The sequence below is a fragment of the Streptomyces sp. CB01580 genome (genome assembly GCF_001905795.1).
Lineage (GTDB): Bacteria > Actinomycetota > Actinomycetes > Streptomycetales > Streptomycetaceae > Streptomyces.
In genome coordinates this window covers 252107-269768 of sequence record NZ_LIXJ01000001.1, presented here as the reverse complement: position 1 = coordinate 269768, position 17662 = coordinate 252107, and the positions used below count along the sequence as shown (strand labels likewise).

Below are 17662 nucleotides of genomic sequence, written 5' to 3'. Positions count from 1 at the left end.
GCGTTTCGCCGGGACCGGCACGCTCCGGTCGGGGATCAGGTCGGGCGAAATGCGGGCGACGGCCGGGCGCGGCCCACCATGAGCGCGAACACACCCCAGCCGTCCATGACGCGGACCGCCGCCATCACCGGCCCGGGTCCGCCCGCCCCTTCCCGAGGACGGCCACGGTCCGCCGGCGGTCCCCACCGAGGACCGCCGGGGAGCCACGCCGCCCGACCTGCTCGGCGCATTCATGGACCGCTTTCACCTCCGACGACGTCGTCGCTGGTCATCGCCGAGTCACCCACGGCCTGGAGTCGCAACGAACGTTTCACGCCCCCGCCGGCGGAGCAGCGTGCATCGGAATTGTCCACAATGTACTTACCTTGAAGTAACTCCGCAGAGGCGAGGGCAGCGGGATGGGCGCATCCACTGATGACCCTTGGGGTCGGTCGTTCTCGTTCGACGACATCGCGACGGCCGTGCTCGACGACCGGGGCATCGTGCTGCGCTGGTCGCGGGCGGCCACAGACCTGCTCGAACGCACGGCCGAGGAGGTCTGCGGCTCCTCGGTGTGCGACCTGCTCGCCGCCCCCTCCCGAGGACGGTGCCAGGGCCGTCCCCGGCGCACCGGGATCCCGTCGACGGGCCGGGTGCCGCTTTGCAGCCGCTCCGGTCACCGATTCGAGGTCGTCTTTCGGACGGTTCCGATGGAAGGCTCGTCGGAGTGCCTCGTCCTGGCCCTCCCCGCCGAGCAGCTGGACATGTGGAATCAGGACACCGCCCTTGTGCGGGCACTGTTCGCCCAGAACCGGATCGAGGTCGCCATCCACGGTCCGGATCTGAGCACGGAGCGCAGCAATGTCGCCTCCGGGGTGCCCGGCGGGTCGTCCGGGCTCCTCGGAGGCCGACTGTGGGAGGTGCTCTCCCCGCAGAACGCGGACGAGGTCGAGTCGGCGCTGCGCCGGGTCCTGGACACCGGGGTGCCGCTGATCGAGTGGGAGCAGCGGGTGCGGGCCCCACGGGTTCCCGACAGACAGTGGTTCCTCTCCGCCTTCCGGCTGGAGGACGCGCAGGGGCGCCCGACAGGTGTCGCCACGATGCTCACGCCCACCACCGCCCGGCAGCGGGACCACCAACACCTGGACCTGCTCCACGAAGCGTCCGAGCGGATCGGTACGTCCCTGGACGTCCTCCGCACCTCCCAGGATCTGGCCGAGGTCCTCGTCCCGGCCTTCGGCGACATGGCCTGGGTGGAACTCGCGGACGCCATGTTCCAGGGCGACGAGCCGCCCAAGCTGGCCGGCGCCGGGCTGTGGTACCTGCGCCGCGCCGCAATCGTTTCGGCCACCGGCTCCGTGCCGAGCAGCCTCCTGCAACCGGGGAAGCCGGTTCCTCCGCTGCCCGACCCGCCTGTTCTGCGGAAGCTGCGGTGCGGCGAGACCGTCCTGGCCTCCGGGCAGGAGGCGAGGGAGCAATTGGGACCGGAACTGGCCCCGCTGTTCGTCCCCGAGCACGGCCACTCGGTCCTCTACGCTCCTCTGTTCGCGCGCGGTCTGCTGCTCGGCGCCGTGGTGGTCTGGCGAACCGAGTACCCCGATCCCTTCGTCGAGGAGGACCGGAAGCTGCTGACGGAGATCGCCTCCCGTGCCGCGCTGGGCGTGGACAACGCCCGCCGGTACACCCGGGAGCACCGCGCGGCCGTGGCACTGCAACAGCGCCTGCTTCCCCGTGCCACCAGCGACATCCCCGCGGTCGAGGCGGCGGGCAGCTATGTGCCGGCCGGGGGCGGGGCCGGCATCGGCGGCGACTGGTTCGATGTGATCCCGCTGCCGTCGCTGCGTGTGGCGCTCGTGGTGGGAGACGTCATCGGTCACGGTCTGCATGCCACCGCGACCATGGGGCGGTTGCGTACGGCGGTGCAGACCCTCGCGGATCTCGAACTGGAGCCCGACGAGCTGCTCACGCACGTGGACGGCCTGGTCCAGCAGCTCGCCGAGGAGGCGGGTCCCGCCCAGCGGGACGCCGTGGGCGCGACCTGTCTGTACGCGCTGTACGACCCGGTCACCCGCCAGTGCGCGGTGGCCAGCGCCGGACATCCACCCCCTGTACTGCTCCGCCCCGACGGTACGACCCGGGCGATCGAGATCGCCCCCGGCCCGCCACTCGGGGTGGGCGGAATGCCGTTCGAGGTCACGAACCTCCGGCTGGAGCCCGGCAGTGTCCTCGCCCTGTACACCGACGGGCTCGTGACCCTCGACGGACAGGACATCGAGGACGGGGTGTCGCGGTTGGCGGACGGTCTCGCGGCGCTGTGCGACGGCGGCGGATCACCGTCCCTGGACGGGGTCGGCCGGTCCTTGCTCTCCCGGGCCGCCGAGGCCCCGTCCCGCGACGACGTGGCCCTGCTGCTTGCTCGTACCAGGGCGCTGCCGGAGGACTCGACCGCCGTCTGGCAGTTCCCCGCCGACCCCGCCATCGTGACCGAGGCCCGGGAAGCCGTCACCGGGCAACTGGCTTCCTGGGGACTGGACCACCTCGCGTTCACCACCGAACTCGTCGTCAGCGAACTGGTCACCAACGCCATTCGTTACGCGGGCGGCCCGGTCGCCCTGCGGCTCATCCGCGACAACGTACTGATCTGCGAGGTGTCCGACCCCAGCAACACCCAGCCGCGGCTGTGCCGGGCCCGCTGGACCGACGAGGGCGGCCGCGGCCTGTACCTCGTGGCCCAGCTGACCACCCGCTGGGGCAGCCGCTACGGTCGGCGCGGCAAGACCATCTGGACCGAGCAGCCCCTCGTCCCGGCCGCGGAATAGCGGGCGCGACGGGTACGCGGCCGCGAGTCGCGCCGGGGAGAAGCCCCGCGAGCGGACGCGGCGCCGACGGGAGAAGGCCGCCGGGCCGGCACGCCTCGCAAGGGCGGCGGGTTCCGGCGACGATCACGTATCCGTCCACCACGACAACTCCGGTGACCGACACGGGGGCCGGTGGACCGTCAGCCGTTCCGGCTCACCGGGGCGGAACCGGTGGGATAGTTGGTGCCGGTCTCCACGGAGTTGGGGATCTCGCGGCTGCGCTGGCTGTCGCAGTACACGACGTTCCAGTGCAGATGCGGGCCCGACACGTTCCCCGTGGCGCCGGAGGTGCCGATCTGCTGGCCCTGGGCCACCCGGTTGCCCCTGTCGATGATCGTCGAGCTCAGGTGGGCGTACTGGGTGCACCGGTTGTTGCCGTGGTCGATCAGCGCCATGATGCCGCCGGCGCCGTTCCAGCCCTCGAAGTAGACGGTGCCCGCGGCCGAGGCCACGATGGGGGTGCCGGTGGGTGTGGCGAAGTCGACGGCGTGCCGGTTGTAGTCGTCGTTGTGCGAGTAGCCCGAACCCGGGGTCTGGGTCACGGTGTACGCCCGGCCGGCCGAGTAGGGCAGCTTGAACGGCGCGCCGCCGGAACAGGGAGGCACCACCGGGTTGTTGGAGCCGGTCTCCAGGAAGCCGTCGCTGACCCAGCCGCCGCTCGACACCTTGTTCCAGACGTTGGTGGCACCGCCGATGCCCTGCACGCTGTCGCCCCGGCCGTAGCAAGTGATCGTCACCTTGCTGCCGTTGGCGAGGCTGCCGACCACCTGGGCGCCGAGGCGCGGCTCGGATCGTACGTTGAGCGGCAGACCACTGGGGACGGACACCCTCACCACGGTGTCGGCCTGTGCCGATCCGACCGGGACCATGACCGCCAGTCCGGCGAGGGAGAGGGCCAGCACGGCCCGGACACTGCGACGCATCGTTGACTCCGAAAGCGGGGGGCAAGGGGACAGGCCGGATCTTGTCATGTCTGCGGCGATTGCAGTACCCGTCGGTACGACTTCTTGGGCGACGGTTGCTGAGCTCCAACTCCCTTTCGTATGGCCCTCGTTGACTTCACCTCCACCGAGAGAGGGTGAGCGCCTCGCGTGGGGCGCGAGGGCCCGTGCGAAGTCGAGCGAAGGCCGTACGGACGGCATCCGGGCAGGCGACCGCCCGCGCCGCACGGGCTTCGCGTCGCGGTCGTCGGCGCCGGCCTCGGCGGCCTCGCCCCGAACCGGCCTCCACGGCTGCGATACCCGCCATCCCGCTCTCGCCCGCATGGTCGGCAACGGCACCCTGCCGGCGGCGGCCGACAGCGACAACCTCATTCCTCCGACAAGCTCCTGAGTCTGCGTCACCACTCCACAGGACACGGTCTTGCAGCGGCTACGCCGACGTAGGGCCGACCGTGCGTGGCAAGCTGACTCCGACTCATGTTGACGCGGTCTTCGGCGACTTGTCAGCCGATCGCGCGTGTCGTCGATCGATGGAATCGGGGGACTCGTCGTGGTCACAGTCACGCTGTCGGTGTCGGACCAGGCCGAAACCAGCTCGGCTACTCCCGCACTGGACTGGCTGCCCGGCAGCCTCGTCGGCGGAATCACCGTGGGCGTCGTCGCCTGGCTCCACCCCTTCATCCGACGGCTGCTCGCCGGGTTTCGACCACCGCTGGTGCTGTCGGACGCGGGTGTGACGTACGTCCGTTTCGGCTTCTTCTCCTGGGCGGACATCACGGGCGTACGGCCGAGCGCCCCCGGCCACCCCTGGGTCACCGTCGTACTCCGCCGCACCACCCATCTGACGACAGGTCAGCCGAATCCGCTGGTCCTCCCGGCGATCACGCTCTCGGATCTGCGGGGCCGCCCGGAGGACGTGCCGGATGCGATGCGCGCCCACTGCCCCGGCCTCGTCGTCGCGTCGAGGGTGTGATGCCCCGGAGGAGCGGGGTGGTCCACGAACAGCGAGGGCCCGCCGCTCCGCCGGTGTCGAACTCGCTTGTGGTCAGGGCGTCGTAGCCCTCACCGAGCCCGCGACGGTGCTCGCCCGACGACGACATTCCCACCGGCGACCGTACCGAACTCCCGGTACGCAGAGGCCGAGTTCGTCATTCCGCCACGATCTTGCCCAAAGCCCTTCTAAGATCGCTCGCAAGGCGGTTCTCCGCATCTCTATGTACTTCCTCACGAGCAGGGCATCAGGCCCTACTGAACGCTGAGAGCAGGGGATGAGATCTAAGAATGAACAAGCGAAGGGAGCCGCGCCCCAGCCGCGTCGGCTGCGGCCAGGTGTGCTCGGTCGCCGCACCGTCGGCTGTCTGGCCGTGCTCGCCTTGGGCATCGGTAGTGGCTCGTTAGCCGCGGCGCCTGCGGCGTACTCGCAGGCGGGGGACGGATCTGTGACGGTCCGGGTGATCCGGGCCGTGGACACCAGCGGCGTATGGACGCCCGCGCTGGAACCGGGCATCGCGGGCGTCAAGGTGACCCTCACCGACGACAACGGGGTGGGCACCGAGGGGGTCACGGCGGCCGACGGCACCGTGACACTGACTCCGGCGGCGGGCGAGGCCACCAGCGGCAAGTACCGGGTGCAGGTGGTGAATCCGAAGCCGGGTGTGCTGTTCCCGGCCTTCGCCTCGCGCCAGGGTCTGGACGGTGCGCCCAACCAGTTGAGCAGCAACGAGGAGTTCGTCGACCTCTCCGGCGGGAAGAGCGTGGCGTTCACCACCGGACTGTGGAACCCGGGAGACTACTGCCAGAAGAACGCACCACTGATGACGACCTGTCAGCCGACCACGCGCGAGGGTGGGGCTCAGCGTACGCTGGTCTCCTTCCCCTATGACGCGCGCGGCCAGGACGGTGTCGACGTCGACGTCACGAACATCGCCACCAACGCCGAGACCGGCACGCTGTTCGGCATCGCGTGGAACAAGGCCGACAAGCGGGTGTTCTCCTCGGCGGTGGCCAAGCGCACCACGGACTACGGTCCGGGTGACGCCGGGGGCATCTACGTGACCGACCCCGCGCGGAAGAAGACCTCCCTGTTCACCGTCGTCCCGGACGCGGGGACGACGGCCCACGGCCCGGGTACCGATGACGCGTTCCTCGCCGTGCCCGGCAAGGAGAGTCTGGGCGGCATCAAGATCACGGATGACGGCAAGGACCTGTTCGTCGTCAACCTCAACAACCGCAAGCTCTACCGCTACGACGCCACCGTGCCGACCGCCGCGGCGCCGAAGGCCGTCCACGCGATCCCGGACCCGGGCTGCCCGGCGCCCGGGGACTGGCGTCCCTTCGGCCTGGGAATGCAGGACGGCACCGGCTACCTCGGCGGGGTCTGCTCGGGCGAGTCCACCGGGAAGGTCTCGGACCTGCGCGCGGTGGTTCTCCCCTTCGACCTGGGCACCGGCGCCTTCCAACAGGCCGTGCTGAACCAGCCGCTGGACTACCCGCGCGGCTCGACGGTCGGCGGTGGCCCGTGCGACGGCGCGGGCTGGTTCCCGTGGACGAGCACCTACCCCGGCTCGCAGAACGGCCGTCCGTGCGGCAACTCCACCATGGCCAACCCCGAACCGGAGCTGGGCGAGATCGCCTTCGAGGCCGACGGCTCGATGCTGCTGGCCTTCCGCGACCGCTTCGGCGACCGCGCGCCTGCCGGTCCCACGCCGAACTCCGCCGCCGTCGTCATGTCGGGCGGTGACCTGAACAAGGCATGCGCGGCGAACGGCATGTATGTGATGGACACCAACAACGGCTGCGGGCTGTCCCCTCGGGGCACCCGGTTCTTCGACACCAGCTGGGGTGGTCACCGCAACACGGCGTTCGCCGGCATGGCGCTCTCCAAGGCAGAGAACACCATCGCGACCTCCTCCTTCGACCCCAACCACACCGCCTACGGCTACGGCACGTCGTTCCTCCAGCATGATGGCGCGCAGGACCCGGGGTTCGGCCTCCGCCTCAACCCGCCCGGCAACGTCGCCCCGTTCGGCAAGGGCGCCTCGATGGGCGACCTGGAGGTGCTCTGCGACCAGGCCCCGCTCCAGATCGGCAACCGGGTCTGGTACGACCCCGAGCGCAAGGGCATCCAGAACCCGGGCCAGCGCCCGGTCGTGGACGCGACCGTCAACCTGTACGACGAGTCGGGCAAGCTCGTGGGAACGACCAGGACGACGGCGCGCGGCGAGTACTACTTCGACGACTCCAATGTCACCGGCGGCCTCCATCCAAGGACCAAGTACACCATCCGCCTCGACAATCCGGCCGACTACGCCAAGGACGGCCCGCTGTACCAGTGGGTGCCCACGGACGCGGATGTCGGGGACAACCACTTCATCGACTCCAAGGGCATCGTCCCGCGCGACGCGAAGTTCCCGGAGCGGGCGCTGACCACCGGCGGGCCGGGGGAGAACGACCACACCTACGACTTCGGTTTCCGACAACAGGAGGGCGTGCTGCGCCTGGTCAAGCACGACCAGGACGGCAAACCGCTGGCCCGGGCGAAGTTCCAGCTGTGGAAGGAGACGAACGGCTCCGACGGCTTGCAGACCACCGGGGAGGAACCGGACACGCGGGTCGACAAGCCCTGCACGACCGGGACCGACGGAGTCTGCCAGGGCACCGGCGCACCGGGTACGTACTACTGGCAGGAAGTCAGCCCGCCCGCAGGCTACGCCGCACCCGACGTGGCGGTGTTCGGACCGCTGGTGCTGACCCCCGACAATCTCGACGCCGGGGTCTCGGTGACAGCGGTCAACCACCGGCTGCCCGGCACCACCCCGTCGCCGACGCCGACGCCGACGACGCCGGTACCGGGCAAACCGGGTTCACCGGGGGCGCCGGGCGCACCGGGTGTACCGGGGCCACCGGGCCACGCACCCAACTCGGGTCTGGCATCCACCGGCATGAGCCAAATGGTTCCGCTGGCCCTGGCCGGCTGTGCCGCGCTCACCGTCCTCGGCGCGGCGCTGGTCGTCCTGGTGCGCAGGCGAAGGGCGCAGTACAGCTAGTGCCGCTCCCGGCAACGTTTGCCCCGTCGCACCGCCCGGCACGCACTCCCCCAAGGCCTTAAGGGCCAGGGGGGACCCCCTTCGGCGTTGGCCGAAAGCCCACGTAGCCCTTCCCCAAGCTCTCGACTTCGTTCGAGCAGGGGAGACCCCATCCGAGGGCTTTCGGCCGCCTTGCGATCGCACGCACCGCACGACGCGCGGCCCGGCCTCCGGCCGAACGAAGGCAGTTGGAAGACAGGGCCTGGCCCCCGAGAGGGGCAGCCGGTACCGGTAACCCTCCGCGCCGGATCGGGCGGGTTCGCGGACCAACGGTTCGCGGACCCGCCCTCCTGCGTGACCGACCGACGAAGAGAAAGCGACTGCATGGCTCGGAAGAGGAAGACCAGCGGGTGTACGCCGCGTCGGACCCGCTGGTTCAGAACACTGATCGCGCTCGCGGTGTGCGGCGTCGCGGCGGGGGGCCTGGCCGCCTACCGGAGCCTCTCCGCCGACACCACCGAGCGGCCGGTGACGATGGAGGAGGCGTCCAGGCTGGCGCTGTCGCGGCTGAACCTGTACCAGGCCAGTCCCGTGGCGGTGACCCTCACCGCCACCGAGGGCGGCGGAGTGGTGGTGCGGGTCAAGGGGGTCGTGGACTACCGGACCCACAGGGCCGTGGGGAGTTACCAGGTCACCGGTTCCACCGGGTCCTCCGGATCCTCCGGGCCCGCGGCCGGGCGGCTCGACCACGGCCTGATCGTCTGGGACACCGGCGGCCTCGGCCTGGCCCCCGCGCGGGAGGGCGACAACAGCCCGCCCTGGCAGCAGGCCGAGCACGTCCCGCGCTCGGGCTGGTCCGCGCGTTCCTACACGACCGATCCCCTGGACGCCGGGCTCCGGTTGCTGGTCGGGCTCGGCGCGGACCGTCCCGACAACCCGCTGCTGCTCGCGCAGTCCGGAGCCCGCTGGCTGGAGAGCGAGCGCATCGACGGCCGCAGCTACGACCGGTTCGCCGGGCCGCGCGCCCAGGGTGCCACGCCCGGTGCGGGGCCGGACGGCGAACGGTCTCCGCTGACGTACTGGGTCGACGCCGACGGCGGCCTGCGGCGGGTGACGATGCGGATCTCGGGCCTGGGAACTCCGACCACCGTGGAGTTCTCCGGACGCGACGGCCGCGCGAAGCTCCCCGAGACGCCGTGGAAGACCGGCTGACATCTCCGTGCCCAAGAGCTCAGCCTTCCGCGGCCGCCGACGGCCCGCCTCGACCCGCCCTCCGGGGCACCGTGCTCAGTTCGAGTGCGGCACGGCGTCCACGCTCTTCGGCAGCGGGTACGCGGCCGCGTCGACGGCCCCCGGCAGTCCGGTGGCTGGGCTGCCCGGGGCCGTCGGGTCCGGCATGGACGGCTGGGCGGGCGGGGCCGGCACCTGGCTGAACGGCATGCCGGGCGGCGCCTGCACCGGCGCCGTCCGGCCGGTGGGCAGCCCGCCCCGGCCGCGGGTGCCGCAGCCCGCGCGACGCTCCAGGCCGTCCGGGCTCTGGGTGGCCGGCCGGTTGCCCGCGAAACAGTTGCCGGGATCGGCCGAGGCCAGCACGAGGTCGATACCGTTGCCGGTGGCGCGGTTGTCCTCGACACGATTGCCGCTCGCCGGATGCCCCGGCGGGTCGGTGACGACCACTCCGGCCGCCCGATTGCCCTGAACCAGGTTGCGGTGGACGCGGTTCCCGGTGCCACCGCCGATGCCGATGCCGATGCCGAAGCCCCCGTCCGCCTGCTGAGGCGTGTCGGCGGCGTTGTTGTCGGCGACCACATTGCCCGCGATCACCGCGCCGCGCTGCGGGGCGAGGGCCTCCAGGTCATTGGAGTTGATCGTGACGCCGACTCGGTTGCGGGCGACGAGATTGCCCAGCACCGACAGATCGTCCGAGGCATTGGTCATTTCGATGCCGACCGCGTTGCGCTCCACCGTGTTGCCCCGGACGACGGTGTTGCAGGGCTTGCACTGGCCGACGTAGATACCCGAGTCGGCGTGCCCGGAGGCGTAGGAGTCCTCGATCACGCCGTCGCGCGCGTCAAAGGCGTAGATGCCGTACAGACCGTTGTTGTACGCCGTCACCCGGGTCGCGCGGAAGCCCCGGACGGCGGGGAAGCGGGCGGTGTCCAGCGGGTCGTAGGCGGAGCCGCCGGCGCCGCGCCGTTGCAACCGCTCGTCGGTGACGCCGGTGAACAGCACGCCGTTGGCGAGGTAGCCGTGCACGGTGAGGTTCTCGACCACCGAGCCGGCGCCGGTCACGGTGATGCCGTTGGCCAGACGCACACCGCCGTCGAAGACCACCTTGTTGCGGTCCGTTCCGCGCAGCACCACGCGGGGTTTGGTGACGCGCACGCTCTCCCGGTACACACCCGGGCCGACCAGTACCGTCTCGCCCTCGCGAGCGACGTCCACCGCCTGCTGCACCGAGGGGAAGTCCTGCGGAACGCGCAACACGCTCCCCGCCGGATGCCGCGCATCGCCGGACGTCGACCCCGTACCGGAGCACCCGGTGGCCGCCATCGCGACCGAGGCGACCAGCACCGACAGACGCAGTGCCGCCCGGGACATCGCCGACGGGACCGCCCAACGCATCAACAGGCCTTCTGCAGACAGGATTTGCATGGCAGTTGTTTTATCGTCTCCAATAGGCGTATGCCCACCGAACAGGGAAATGCGCAGGATTCATCCCGGCCCGCGGCAACCCGTTTCGGGCGGCGCCGGGCACTGCTCGCCGGCGGAGCGGTGCTCGCCGCCGGGATCGGCGCGGCGGCCGACGAACTGGCGAGGGGCGACCGGACAGCCGACCGTGCCACCCTCGGCGCCCCGCCGACCGAGTCCGCGATTCCCTTCCATGGCGCCCGACAGGCGGGCGTCATGGCACCCCAGCAACCGGCGACGCACCTGCTCTCCTTCGACCTCCCGCAGACCTCCGCCGCGACCGACCGGAAGACCCTGCGAGGCGTCCTCGGCGCGCTGACCCGCACGCTCGCCGCCGCGGCCTCCGACACCCCGCCGGACCCGCGACTCCAGGGCGGCGGCGCGTCCCGGCTCACCTCCCTGGTCGGCATCGGCCCCGCCCTCGCCGCCCGGCTCGGCCTCAACGTACCTGCCTCGCTCGGCGAGTTGCCGTCCTTCCCCGGCGACCGTCTCGACCCGCGCCGCAGCGGCGGCGATCTCCTGGTCCAACTGTGCGCGGCCGACCGCTGGACCCTCACCGTCGTCGCCGAACTCGCGGACCGGGCCGCGCACGCGGCCGGCGCCGTACCGCGCTGGACCCAGTCCGGCTTCATGCCCCACACGGCCCCGGGCACCACCCCGCGCAACCTGTTCGGCTCCAAGGACGGCACCGCCAACCCCGATCGCGCGGCGGCCGAGCAGTGGGTCTGGGGCCCGTCCGGAGCCCACCGCGACGGCACCGTTCTGGTCTACCGCAGGATCCGCATGGACGTCACCGGCTTCGCGGCCCTCCCCGAGAACCAGCGGGACCAGGTGATCGGCCGCCGCGCCCGCGACGGCGTCCCCCTCGGCGGTACCGCAGAGCACGACGAGCCGGACATCTTCGCCAAGAACCCCGACGGTTCCTACGTCATCCCCGCCACCGCCCACGTGCGTCTCGCCAGCCCCCGCTTCGACGGCGGCGCCCGTATGCTCCGCCGCAGCTACAGCTACGACGACGGCCCGACCGATCGCGGCCTGCTCTTCTGCGCCTTCATGCGCGACCCCGCCCGGTTCACCCGCGTCCAGAACCGTCTGGCCGCCCGCGACGCCCTCAACCCCTTCCTCCAGCACCGGGCCTCGGCCGTGGCCTACGTCCTGCCCGGTGCCGCACCCGCCGGGATTCTCGGCGAACAGCTCTGGACATGAGGTCCGCCTCGCCGCCGTACGGCTCACCCGGCTGCTCGCCACGAGCACGCGCGCTCCGGTGACCGCCGCGCTCGGCAGCGGCCACCGGAGTCCCGAAAACGCGAGCGGTACGGCGACGGCATCGGCCGACGGACGGCGGAGCCGTCGCCGACCGCCTCACGGCGTGGTGTCGGGCGTCACCGAGGGCAGGTACCGCGGTGCCCGCCAGGCATCCAGCCGCTGCTCCACCGCCGCCCCCAGCGACAGCAGACCGGCGTCCTGGTGGTCGCCGGCCATCAGGAGCAGGCCGACCGGCAACTCGCCGACGAACCCGGCGGGCATGGACAGCGAGGGGTACCCGGCGACGGCGGCCGGGGTGGAGGACGGGATCACGTCGTTGTCGCCCCGCGCGCAGTCGGTCGTCCAGGCGGGCGGGTTCGCCGGGGAGGCGATGGCGTCCAGGTCATGGGCGGCCATGGTCTCGTCGATGGACCGCCGGGACAGGTCCTTCAGTTCGGCGCGCATCGTTCGGTGGCGCGGGTCCGTGGTCGGCGGCGCGACCAGGGCCTGCTCGAACAACTCCTGGCCGGCGAAACAGGTCCGCTCGGCCGGGTGCGTGCGGTTGAACTCGATCAGCCCGGCGAGGTCGCGAGGCCCGTTGCGGGTGGACAGGTAGGTGTCGATGTCCCGGCGGAACTCGCTCAGCAGGGCCGGGAACTCGAGGTCGGCGAGCCTGTTCTGGTACGGGGGCGTCACCTCGACGACCTGGGCCCCGGCGGCACGCAGTCGTGCCGCGGTCCGGGTCATCAGGGCGTCCACCTCGGCGCCGAGCGAAGGGAGCCGCCACAGGCCGATCCGCTTCCCGCGCAGGCCGTCGGGGCGAGTGGCCGCGTCCGTGGGGCCGAAGGCACCGTCGGCGCCCGTGGCGTCGTGACCGCTGAGCACCGAGAGGGTGATCGCGGTGTCGACGACGTTGCGTGCCATGGGGCCGGCCGTGTCCTGTTCGGCGGAGATCGGGACGATGCCGGACCGGCTGACCAGTCCGAGGCTGGGCTTGTGGCCGACGACCCCGTTCATCCCGGCCGGGCACACGATGGAGCCGTCCGTCTCGGTGCCGATCGCCACCTGCGCCAACGACGCGGCGAGCGCCGCGGCCGACCCGGAGGACGATCCGCACGGATTCCGGTCCAGGACGTACGGGCTGTTCGTCTGCCCGCCCACCGCCGACCAGCCCGACGTCGGCTTCGCCGCGCGGAAGTTGGCCCATTCGGAGAGGTTGGCCTTGCCGAGGATCACCGCGCCTGCCGCGCGCAGCCTTGCGACCAGGTCCGCGTCCGTGGCCGGCGGTCTTCCGGCCAGTGCCAGGGACCCGGCCGTCGTCGGCATGTCTCGGGTGTTCACGTTGTCCTTCAGCAGGACAGGGATGCCGTCGAGCGGACCGCGGACCTTTCCGAGGCGATGCCTGACATCGCTGGCGGCCGCCTGGCGCAGGGCCGTCGGGCTGGTGCGCAGCACCGCGTTGATCTTCGGGTCGACGGCCTTGATCCGCCGCAGGTACGACAGGGTCAGTTCCGACGAGGTCAGGGATCCGCGCTTCATGCGCGCCTGTAACTCGGGGATCGTCACCGTCTCCAGGTCCACTCCGCGCAGGAGCGTCGACTCGGTGGGGGACGAGGGGCCGTCGGTACCGGAGTCCGCGGCCACCGCACGCTGCCCCGGCGCACCCGCCATCAGAAGGGGCGCCACGGTCAGGGCCGCGGTCAGTGCCGCGATGCTTCTCTTCTTCATGAGGGACAGCCCACTCCAGGAGGATCGCCGGGCGCAAGAGACTTCTGCGCCTCCCTGCGCCGTCGACCGCCGTGGCACGGGCGGCGCAGGGCGCCGGTCCTGAGGACGGCCGGCGCGGGGGTGCGTGTGATGGAGCTGTTCCGCACCCGCACCCCTGCCTCTCCGGAACGTCCTCAGACCCGGCCGTCGAGCCATCGGTGGATGGCGAGTGCGGTGGTACGGGCGTGTTCCTCCAGCACGGTGAAGTGGTCCCCGGGCACGGTGACCTCGGCGTGCGGCAGGCTCCAGTCCGGAGCGCATCCGGTGCCGGGCAGAGGGTCCCGGGCCCGTACGTACAGGGTGGGACAGGCGAGCGGCGCGGGCTTCCAGTCATTGAAGAGCTCGAAGTACCGGGCCATGGCGGTGAGCCGGTCGGGCTCCGCGGAGGCGAATTCCGCCGCCCGGCGCAGCATGTCCGACGTCATCGCCGAGTGCGCCTGCCCCCGGTCGGCGTGGACGGGGGGATAGGTGTCCACGAGGACGACGGCCGCCGGGGCGGCGCCCTCGGACTGCAGACGCTCGGCCACGGCATGGGCCACCCAGCCGCCGGCCGACCGTCCCAGCAGCACCGGACGGCCTTCGGCGGAGGCTGCGCGGACGGCGGTGGTCTGGGCGGTGACGAGGGCGGCCAGCGTGGCCGGTAGAGCCTCTCGGGGCTCGAACCCCGGGTGCCGCAGCGCGGAAACCGGCCGCAGCCCCCGCAGCCCGGCACCGAGGCGCGCGTACTCCTGCGGTCCGGAGAGCGCGCTGAGCGCGGGGGAGCAGACCAGCCGCGCCCCCGCACCGCCCGCCGCCAGCATGACGGGTCCGCGCGTCGCACCGGGCGCCCCGGTCCCGTCGAAGACCGGGCGCAGGCGCGCGGCGACGGTGAGGAGCGCCATGCCGTCCCAGTTCTGTCCCCGGGCGCACGCCGTACGGAAGAGCGCGCCCAGGGAGTCCGGAGCTTCCCCTGCGTGCGGTGCGTCGGCGGCCTGCGCCCGGACGTGCGGCCGAGCGTCCGCCCGCGGACCGCCCCCCGCGCCGTCGTCCGCCGGTCGGTCCGGGGAGCCCGGGGCGTCGGCGGCCTCGGGCGGTACCGGGTCGCCGGACGCGGCGCCCACAGGGAGTGCCTCGGCGGCATACCGCCGCGTCAGCTCGGTGGCGAGCGCGCGCGGCGTGGGGAAGTCGAACAGCAGCGTGGACGGCAGTGCCAGCCCCGTCCACGCCGCGAGTTCATTGCGCAGATCGACCGCGGCCAAGGAGTCCAGCCCCAGGTCCGCCAACAGCGTGTCCTCGTCGATCTCGCTCGCCACCTCCTGGTGGCCCAGGACGCGGGCGGCCAGGGTCCGGACCTTGGTGAGCAGCAGTCCGCTCTGCTCGCCGGGGGGAGCAGCCGCCGGCGCCCGGCCGGGTCGGTCCCCGCCCCCGTCGCCCCTGTCGGCATCGGGCGTTCGGAGCCGGTCCGCCGTCGGGCCGCCGCGGAGGGCGGACGGGGCGAGGCGGGCCGCCACCACCACGGGTTCGTCACCGGCCACGGCGGCGTCGAAGAGGGCCAGGCCTTCTTCCGGCCCGAGCGGGCCGAACCCGGTGCGGGCCATCCGTCGCCGATCCGCGTCGCCGAGGTGCGCCATCATGCCGTCGTTCTGCCTCCAGGGGCCCCAGGCGATCGACGTACCGGGCAGTCCGAGTCGCCTCCGGTGCCGTGCCAGGGCATCCAGTACGCAGTTGGCCGCGGCGTAGTTGGCCTGGCCGGCGGAGCCGAAGGTACCCGCGATCGAGGAGAACAGCGCGAACACGGCCAGGTCGTGACCGCGGGTCAGTTCGTGCAGAGCGAGGGCGGCGTCCGCCTTGGGGTGCAGCACCCGCCTCAGACGGTCGGCGGTGAGCGCCGTGACGACGCCGTCGTCCAGCACCCCCGCCGAGTGCACGACACCGGTCAGCGGGTGGGCCGCCGGTACCGTGTCGAGCAGCGCGGCGAGCGCGTTCCGGTCCGCGACGTCACAGGCGCGAACGGCCACCTGGGCGCCCGCCCCACGCAGCTCCGCGACGAGTTCGCGGGCCCCGGGAGCGTCCGGCCCGCGCCGGCCGGCGAGCAGCAGATGCCGGACGCCGTGGGCGGTGACCAGGTGCCGCGCCACCAGCATGCCCAGGGAACCGGTGCCGCCGGTGACCAGGACGGTGCCCTCCGGGTCGAGCGGCCGTCGCTTCCGCGGCTCCGGTGCGGCCTCGGCCACCGGCACCAGCCTCGGCAGGTACGCAGTCCCCCGGCGTACGGCCGCCTCCGGCACCGCGGCGGCCAGCAGGGCGGGCAGGGCACTCCAGGAGTCGGGGTGTTCGTCCACGTCGATCAGGGCGAAACGGCCCGGGTTCTCCCGCAGGGCCGAGCGGACCAGCCCCCACACCGGTGTGTGCAACGGCACGGACGTCGTTTCGCCGGACCGGCCGTCGTTCCCACGACCGGTGCCGTCCGCGGGGAGACCGTCGTCGGCCGAATGGACGGCACCGGACGTCACGAGGACGAGACGGGAGCGGGACAGGTGCGGCGCGGCGAGCCACTCCTGCACGAGCCCCAGCGCCCAGTCCGCCGCCCGCAGCAATCCGGCGGCCTGGTCCTGCGTCCCGCCGCCTGTGCCGGGCGGCGGCGGGCACGGAGCCACGACGACGGCCGACGACGCGTCGCACGCCGCGGGGCCCGGGTACACCTCAACGCCGGAACCCGGGGGCGCGAGGGCGTCCACCAGCCGTGTGCCCGCCGTGCCCAGAACGCCCCAGCGGGGCATCGCCACGGGGGCGGGCGGCTCGGGCAGCGGCACCCAGTCCGTGCGGTGGAGAGCACCGGCGACCGCGTCCGCCGTCGCCGCGCCGGTACGCGGAAGGGGCCGGAGCGTCAGCGAACGGACCGTCGCCACCGGTGAGCCCGTCGCGTCGGTGAGCTCCACTCCGGCCTGCCCGTCGGGCCCGGGAGCCATCCGCACCCTCAAGCGCCGTACGCGGCCGGTGTGCACGCGCACCCCGCCGAAGGCGAACGGCAGGGACAACCCGCGGGCCGCCGGACCGGCTGTCCCGGAACCGTTCGCGACAAGACTGTCCAGGGCCAGGGCGTGCAGCGCCGCGTCGAGCAGTGCGGGATGCAGGACGAACTGAGGGCCGTCCGCCTCCGGGCGCGGGGCCCGGGCCGCTTCGGGCAGCGTGACATCGGCGTACAACTCCTCCCCGCGCCTCCAGGCGGCGCGCATGCCCTGGAAGGCGGGGCCGTACCGCAGCCCGTCGGCGGCCAGCCGCTCGTACGGTCCGGTCCCCGGCCCGTCGGCGTGCAGCGGCGTCGACGCCTCCGGCGGCCAGGACGCGCCGTTGGTCCCGTCGGAGGCCGCCTCCCGGTCCGCGGGCGGCCGCGCAGGAGAAAGAGTGCCGGCGGCGTTCCGGAGCCAGGGCCGGTCGCCCGCCGGAGTGTGCGGCCGGGAGTGGAAGAGCACGGTCCGCCGTCCCGCCTCGTCCGCCCCCGCCACCTTCACCTGCAAGGCGACCGCACCGTCCGGGGGCAAGGGCAGCGGCGCGGTGAGGACGAGCTCGTCGAGGACGTCCGCCCCCGCCAACCCACCTGCGTGGAGGGCCATTTCGACGAAAGCGGTCGCCGGCAGCAGGATCTCCCCGGCCACCACATGGTCGGCCAGCCACGGCTGGTCGCGCACCGAGAGCACCCCGCTCAGCAGCAACTCGTCGTCGGCCGTGCGGGTGTCCGACCGCAGGAACGGATGGCTCGGCTCGGACGGCGGGGACACGGGCGGACGCCCCGGAGCGGGCTCCAGCCAGTACCGGCGGCGCTGGAAGGCGTACGTGGGCAGTGCGACGCGCCGCCCGCCGCGCCCGGTGAGGACGGCCCGCCAGTCGACGGGCACGCCGTGGGCGTGCAGCGCGGCCAGCGTGCCGAGCAGGGCGTCCGCTTCCGGCCGCGCCCCGCGCAGGGTCGGCAGGACCAGCGGTGCCGGGCCCCGTCCGCCGCCGCCCGCTCCGCCCGTGTCCGGGTCGGCCGGGGCCGGTCCAAACGAGGCGAGGCAATCCCGTACCAGGCCGGTGAGCACCCCGTCCGGCCCCAGTTCGACCGTAGTGTGCCGCGCCCCGCTCACCCAGGTGCGCCACCGAATCGGCGAAGCGGACCGGGCGGCGGACATGGTCCACC

General features: G+C 72.8%; 9 protein-coding genes and 1 pseudogene. 5 read left to right on the top strand and 5 right to left on the bottom strand.

Features of this window, described 5'->3' with window-relative positions; genetic code table 11:
* Nucleotides 1–398 precede the first annotated feature (398 nt).
* Complete coding sequence (locus tag AMK22_RS00920; protein WP_079185846.1) at nucleotides 399–2798, top strand: SpoIIE family protein phosphatase; 2400 nt, start codon at nucleotides 399–401, stop codon at nucleotides 2796–2798.
* 179 nt (nucleotides 2799–2977) lie between these two features.
* On the opposite strand, the gene AMK22_RS39370 is transcribed toward AMK22_RS00920, so the two are convergent.
* A complete protein-coding gene (locus tag AMK22_RS39370) occupies nucleotides 2978–3760 on the bottom strand; it encodes a peptidoglycan DD-metalloendopeptidase family protein (protein ID WP_242433781.1) in 783 nt (260 codons plus the stop codon).
* Between the two features lie 568 nt (nucleotides 3761–4328).
* On the opposite strand from AMK22_RS39370, the gene AMK22_RS38040 reads away from it, so the two are divergent.
* The 3 genes from AMK22_RS38040 to AMK22_RS00900 all read left to right on the top strand — a co-directional run bounded on the left by AMK22_RS38040 (nucleotide 4329) and on the right by AMK22_RS00900 (nucleotide 9015).
* Entirely contained in the window at nucleotides 4329–4751 is a 423-nt protein-coding gene (locus AMK22_RS38040) for a PH domain-containing protein (RefSeq protein WP_073781248.1), read from the top strand.
* 466 nt (nucleotides 4752–5217) lie between these two features.
* Nucleotides 5218–7824, top strand: coding sequence for an SdrD B-like domain-containing protein (locus tag AMK22_RS00905; RefSeq protein ID WP_079185843.1), 2607 nt, complete (start codon nucleotides 5218–5220; stop codon nucleotides 7822–7824).
* A gap of 363 nt (nucleotides 7825–8187) precedes the next feature.
* The gene (locus AMK22_RS00900; protein ID WP_073781246.1) at nucleotides 8188–9015 is read left to right on the top strand and encodes a hypothetical protein; all 828 of its coding nucleotides are present in this window, start codon (nucleotides 8188–8190) and stop codon (nucleotides 9013–9015) included.
* Between the two features lie 75 nt (nucleotides 9016–9090).
* On the opposite strand, the gene AMK22_RS00895 is transcribed toward AMK22_RS00900, so the two are convergent.
* Nucleotides 9091–10458, bottom strand: coding sequence for a right-handed parallel beta-helix repeat-containing protein (locus tag AMK22_RS00895; RefSeq protein ID WP_242433780.1), 1368 nt, complete (start codon nucleotides 10456–10458; stop codon nucleotides 9091–9093).
* A 30-nt stretch (nucleotides 10459–10488) separates the two neighbouring features.
* Between AMK22_RS00895 and AMK22_RS00890 the strand changes: the two genes are divergently transcribed.
* Nucleotides 10489–11700, top strand: a complete 1212-nt coding sequence (locus AMK22_RS00890; protein ID WP_073781244.1) for a Dyp-type peroxidase — start codon at nucleotides 10489–10491, stop codon at nucleotides 11698–11700.
* A 156-nt stretch (nucleotides 11701–11856) separates the two neighbouring features.
* Here AMK22_RS00890 and AMK22_RS00885 read toward each other — a convergent pair whose 3' ends face one another.
* The 3 genes and pseudogenes from AMK22_RS00885 to AMK22_RS40460 form a co-directional block, all read right to left on the bottom strand.
* A complete protein-coding gene (locus AMK22_RS00885; protein ID WP_073781243.1) occupies nucleotides 11857–13467 on the bottom strand; it encodes an amidase in 1611 nt (536 codons plus the stop codon).
* Between the two features lie 173 nt (nucleotides 13468–13640).
* Complete coding sequence (locus AMK22_RS40465) at nucleotides 13641–16298, bottom strand: type I polyketide synthase (RefSeq protein WP_242433804.1); 2658 nt, start codon at nucleotides 16296–16298, stop codon at nucleotides 13641–13643.
* Between the two features lie 108 nt (nucleotides 16299–16406).
* Nucleotides 16407–17654: pseudogene (locus tag AMK22_RS40460) on the bottom strand (polyketide synthase dehydratase domain-containing protein); the annotation flags it as partial.
* Nucleotides 17655–17662 lie beyond the last annotated feature (8 nt).

Excerpts from the sequence above, each read along its gene's own strand:
- AMK22_RS00920 (WP_079185846.1), top strand. The coding sequence starts at position 399 with ATGGGCGCATCCACTGATGACCCTTGGGGTCGGTCGTTCTCGTTCGAC.
- AMK22_RS39370 (WP_242433781.1), bottom strand. The coding sequence starts at position 3,760 with ATGCGTCGCAGTGTCCGGGCCGTGCTGGCCCTCTCCCTCGCCGGACTG.
- AMK22_RS00900 (WP_073781246.1), top strand. The coding sequence starts at position 8,188 with ATGGCTCGGAAGAGGAAGACCAGCGGGTGTACGCCGCGTCGGACCCGC.
- AMK22_RS00895 (WP_242433780.1), bottom strand. The coding sequence starts at position 10,458 with ATGCAAATCCTGTCTGCAGAAGGCCTGTTGATGCGTTGGGCGGTCCCG.
- AMK22_RS00890 (WP_073781244.1), top strand. The coding sequence starts at position 10,489 with ATGCCCACCGAACAGGGAAATGCGCAGGATTCATCCCGGCCCGCGGCA.
- AMK22_RS00885 (WP_073781243.1), bottom strand. The coding sequence starts at position 13,467 with ATGAAGAAGAGAAGCATCGCGGCACTGACCGCGGCCCTGACCGTGGCG.